Annotated in this window: 4 protein-coding genes and 1 pseudogene; 4 read left to right on the forward strand and 1 reads right to left on the reverse strand. The window is 70.8% G+C overall.

Translation table 11 applies throughout. The features are described 5' to 3' along the window. Positions 1-298 precede the first annotated feature (298 nt). On the forward strand, positions 299-568 hold the full coding sequence (locus ACIBBH_RS42335; protein WP_399414302.1) for a DUF4158 domain-containing protein: 270 nt from the start codon (positions 299-301) through the stop codon (positions 566-568). Then, positions 475-1,861: pseudogene (locus ACIBBH_RS42340) on the forward strand (transposase); the annotation flags it as partial. The gene ACIBBH_RS42335 and the pseudogene ACIBBH_RS42340, both read left to right, overlap by 94 nt. Before the next feature lie 88 nt (positions 1,862-1,949). Here ACIBBH_RS42340 and ACIBBH_RS42345 read toward each other — a convergent pair. Continuing rightward, complete coding sequence (locus ACIBBH_RS42345) at positions 1,950-2,906, reverse strand: ArsR/SmtB family transcription factor (protein ID WP_399414304.1); 957 nt, start codon at positions 2,904-2,906, stop codon at positions 1,950-1,952. A gap of 84 nt (positions 2,907-2,990) precedes the next feature. Here ACIBBH_RS42345 and ACIBBH_RS42350 point away from each other — a divergent pair, with 84 nt between their 5' ends. Next, the gene (locus tag ACIBBH_RS42350; protein ID WP_399414306.1) at positions 2,991-4,064 is read left to right on the forward strand and encodes an alpha/beta hydrolase family protein; all 1,074 of its coding nucleotides are present in this window, start codon (positions 2,991-2,993) and stop codon (positions 4,062-4,064) included. Between the two features lie 63 nt (positions 4,065-4,127). Beyond that, positions 4,128-4,670 carry a resolvase gene (locus ACIBBH_RS42355; protein WP_399414308.1) on the forward strand — a complete coding sequence of 181 codons (543 nt, stop codon included), beginning with the start codon at positions 4,128-4,130 and terminating at the stop codon, positions 4,668-4,670. Positions 4,671-4,794: the final 124 nt, after the last annotated feature.

Genomic DNA, 4,794 nt, shown 5'->3' on the forward strand with positions numbered 1-4,794 from the left:
CTCGGCCATCTCCCCAGGTGTCACACCACCACAACGACACCCACAGCCCAACAGACATGCCACTCACGAGTGAAACTGACCAAGCCCTACTAGGGTGCGTTTCGAAAAGTGCTGGTCACAGCCACTCGTTGATAGCTGCGACCAGCACGGTCGCCTCATACGGCCTCGGGGAACATCGGTACAGCCGTTGGCGCTGAGAACGATCATGGTCGGCTAGCACACCGGCTGGGGGCTCCGCCGGGGTTCACGGAAAGATCGTTGGGCGGGTGTTGGTACTGGCTACGGTCCGGCTGTGCCGGTGGAGTTTCTGACTGATGAGCAGGCCGAGGCGTACGGAAAGTTCACCGAGGAGCCGACCCGCCCTGAGCTGGAGCGGTTCTTCTTCCTGGACGATGTGGACCGGGATCTGATCGCGCTCCGGCGCTCGACGCACCACCAGCTCGGCTTCTCGCTCGTGGAGGAGCTGGTGCGGGCCTGGACGCCGGGTGGAAGCAGCTCGCCGAACGACTGGAGGAGGCGGGGCCGGCGGCGAAGGTCTTCATCGAGGTGCAGGACGACGGGCGGGTGAAGCTGAACGTCGACAAGCTCGGCGCGCTCGGCGAGCCGAAGTCCCTGGCCTGGCTGCGGGGGCGGGTCGAGCGGATGCTCCCGAAGATCGACTGCCGGACCTGCTGTTCGAGGTCCACGCCTGGACCGGCTTTCTCGACGCCTTCGTACACCTTGGGGACGGCACCACCCGGATGAAGGACCTGTCCACCTCGGTGGTCGCGCTGCTGGTGTCGGAGGCGTGCACGTCGACCAGTACTACCTGCGCGCCGACACCATCGCCGCGGCGAACGCGCAGCTGATCGCCGCCCAGGCCGAGGTGCCCATCGTGAAGTTCTGGGGCGAGGGCCTGCTCGCCTCGGTGGACGGGCTGCGGTTCGTCGTTCCCGTCCGTACGGTCAGCGCGGCGCCGTCGCCGAAGTACTTCGGGTTCAAGCGGGGCATCACCTGGCTCAACGCAGTGAACGACCAGGTCGCGGGCATCGGGCAGATGGTCGTCCCGGGCACCCCGCGCGACTCCCTGCACATCCTGGACGCGCTGCTGAACCTGGACGGCGGGGTCAAGCCGGAGATAGTGGCGACCGACAACGCCTCCTACTCCGACATGGCGTTCGGCCTGTTCAAGATCCTCGGCTACAACTTCAGCCCGCGGTTCCGCGACCTGGACGACCAGAGGTTCTGGCGGGCCACGATGCCCGGCGTCGAGACGGGCACGTACGGCGCGGTGGAGGACCTGGCGCGCAACCGCGTGAACCTGAACAAGGTGATCACGCACTGGCCGGACATGCTGAAGGTCGCCGGTTCCCTGGTCACCAACCAGGTCCGCGCCTACGACCTGCTGCGCATGTTCGGACGCGAGGGGCGCCCGACTCCGCTGGGTGCGGCGTTCGCGGAGTACGGGCGGATCGCCAAGACCGAGCACCTGCTGCGCGTGGTCGACCCGGTCGACGGCACCTACCGGCGACAGATGAACCGGCAGCTCACCGTGCAGGAATCCCGCCACAAGCTGGCCCGGGACGTGTGCCACGGCAAGCGCGGCACCATCCACCAGGCGTACCGCGACGGGATGGAGGACCAGCTCGGCGCGCTCGGCCTGGTCCTCAACGCCATCGTGCTCTGGACCACGCCGTACATCGACGCCGCGGTTACCCATCTCCAGACCGAGGGCCACGAGATCCGCGAGGAGGACATCGCCCGACTCTCCCCGCTCAAGCACCGCAACCTGAACCTGCTCGGCCGCTACAGCTTCACCGCCAGCGTCCCGGCCGCCGGCGCCCTGCTCCCGCTGCGCGATCCGGACGCGCCCGAGCTGGACGAGGACGACGACGGGAGCGGGCAGGACAAAGGGTGGCCGAACAGGGCGGTGATGAGCTTGCGGGCCGTCTTGTGGGGAACTACGGCGGTCAGGCGCCCGCAACTAGCGTGCCGAGGGCCGTGCGCTGGTGGGTGACTGAGCGGCCTGTGCGGGTCGTCGTCGCCATGCCTGCCGATCTGAGCGCCGCCGCGTGGGACGAGGCCGTCGCGTTGCTGACGTGGAGGGCGCGGGCCAGGGATGTCGTGGTGTGAGGCTCGGCGAGGAGGCGCAGGGCGTCCAGCCGGGTCCGGCCCAGGACGGCGGCCAGGGTCTCGGCGGGGACGACCGGGCGCCCCGCAGTGGGCGGGAGCCCGGGACCGGCTGGGTACGTCAGGACTGCGGGACGGCCCGGGGTGTCCTGAAGAAGTGGGCCCGCCGGGTGGTGGAAGGTGGGCAGCAGAACCAGGCCGCGCCCGTCGAGGCAGACGTCGCGGTCCGGCGCTGCGCCGGGCCATTCCCACACACCCTCGTGGAGTCGGCTGCCCGGGGCCAGGCCGGTCAGCGTGGCGGCCACGCCGTGCTCGGCGACCGTCAGGGCGTAGCGGGTGAACTCCTCACGGTGCAGATCCTGTACGACGGACCAGACCGGGGCGAGGATCGTCTCGTACGCGGCCTGCTGGGCGCGGTGCAGGGTGCGCCAGGCCCTCTCGTCGCCCGCGTGCAGGCCGCGGATCCAGCGAGGGGCGGGCACCGCTCCGTAGACCCGCTCCAGCTCGGAGCGGACGAGACCGGGGCTGGTGGCGCGGATCTGTTCGAAGCCGTCGGCCATGGTGTCGCCGAGGACGTCGAGGAAGGAGGGCGGGCGGCCCGCCGGAACCAGGTCGGCGAGCGGGTCAGTTGCGGCCGGGAGGGAGCGCAGGACACGGCCGCGCCACGGCGCGAACAGCGGCCCGCCATGCTGGGTCACGGCTGTCGTCAGGGCGGCGTGCAGCTCCTGGAGCGGCGCCGGGCGGGGTGCGAAGCGGATCCGGGCGAAGTCCTGCGCGGTGAATTGGATTCGCAGCACCCTCACAACTCCTCGTCCGGGCCAGCCTTTCGGCCAGGGCCTGAACCTTCGCACCGTGACGGCCCCCGCCCCAAGGATGTTCGTATGACTTCTCGACGCACTCTTCTGAAAGGCACCCTATTCGGGAGTGCCGCCGCCCTGCTGCCCACCGCTGCGTCCGCCTCCGGTGGCGGCCCGTTCCTCCGGCTGCCCGCGCCCGCCGGCCCGTACCCCGTAGGCATGCAGACGGTCCATCTGACGGACCCGGCCCGTACCGACCCGTGGGTGGGGGGCGTGCGGGAGTTGATGCTGACCGTCCTGTACCCGGCCCGATCGGTACGCGGCTTCTCCCGGGCCCCGCAGCTCACCCCGGACGAGGCCGGGGTGTTCGCCGAGTACGCGCCGCACGTTCATCCGGGACTGCCGGAGCCGGGAGCGGTGGACTGGGGCGCGGTCCTCACCCACGGGTACGTGGGCGCGCCGCCGCTGCCCGGGCGGCGGCCGGTACTGGTGTACTCACCCGGCGGCGGTGACTCCCGCACGCTCGGCACGACCCTCGCCGAGGACCTGGCGAGCCACGGCCGAGTGGTCGTCCTCGTCGACCACCCCGGTGATGCTTCTCAGGTGGAACTGCCGACCGGGATGCGAACGACCGTCCTGATCGGACCGCCGGACCCGGCGACCTTCCGCACGATGGTGGACACCCGGATCGCGGACCTCCGGCTGGTCCTGGACCGGCTCAGCGATCTGCCGCTCGCACCGGTCATGGACCTCTGCCGGATCGGGTTGTACGGGCACTCCGCAGGCGGCACGGCGGCGGTGTACGCAGCCCGTCACGACCGCCGGGTCGGCGCGGTGGCGAACCTGGAGGGCTATCTCGACCTGTACCCGACGCCGGTCGAAGTCGACTGGCCGCTGCTGCTGTTCCGCACCGACGGATTCGAGGGCGCCGCCCGTATCGAGTCCTCCTGGGCGAGCCTTCCCGGCCGCCGCGTGCTGCTTGCCGGCGCGAACCACTGGGCGTTTACCGACTACGGCTCGCTCGTCGCGCGGCTCCAGACCGCCGGTCTTGTGACAGCGGCAGCGCGGGCCGCGCTCATCGGCACCGGCGACCCGGTTGTGACACTCGCTGAGGTACGGCGCCGGGTGGGGACCTTCTTCGCCCGCCATCTGTTGTAGCGGGACCAGGATCTCACCGCCCGCCACCCCCGCACCGGCGAGCTGCTGTCCACGGTGAAATTCATGGTGCAGACCCTCGCCGCCGCCGGCGAACTCCAGCGTGACCTCCAGCGGGAGCTGACGTACGACGGACTGCGGGCCGCCGAGGCCAAGGGCAGCAAGGGAGGCCGCCGCCCGGCCGTCCCGGCCGACAAGACCGACGACGTGCGCGCCGCGTACTTGGAAGGCCGCTCCATCGCCGCCCTCGCGCGCGACCACAACGTCAGCCGCGGTGCCATCCGTACCGCCATCGCCGAGCTTCTACCCGAGCACACCACCGACGGCCAGGAGGGCGTCCCGGCCCCGGAGCTGCCGGTCACCCTCGACATGCCGGGCAAGGTCGCCGCCTTCCTCCGCGCCGCCGATCTGGAGCCCGCCGAACGAGCCGCGCTCGACCAAGGCGTCACCGTACGGCGCGGCCAGGGCTACACCCTGCGCGTCAGCACCACCCCGGCCGTCCACCGTCAGCTCCTCGCCCGCTGCCAGCCCTCGACGGCGCCCCGGCGATCCCGGCACAGCGCAAGGCCCGCCGCGAGTACGAGAACCGCGTCAGCGCACTCGCACTGATCGGACCATGATCCTTCTGAGCGCCAACGGCTGTACCGATGTTCCAACCGACGCCAATTGCATCGGATGCGAATACGCGACTCCCGTCCTGGAGGCGGGCCCGGGACCGCGCGGAAACGGCCCC

This window comes from Streptomyces sp. NPDC051636, assembly GCF_044453765.1.
In the GTDB taxonomy this organism is placed as follows: Bacteria; Actinomycetota; Actinomycetes; order Streptomycetales; family Streptomycetaceae; genus Streptomyces.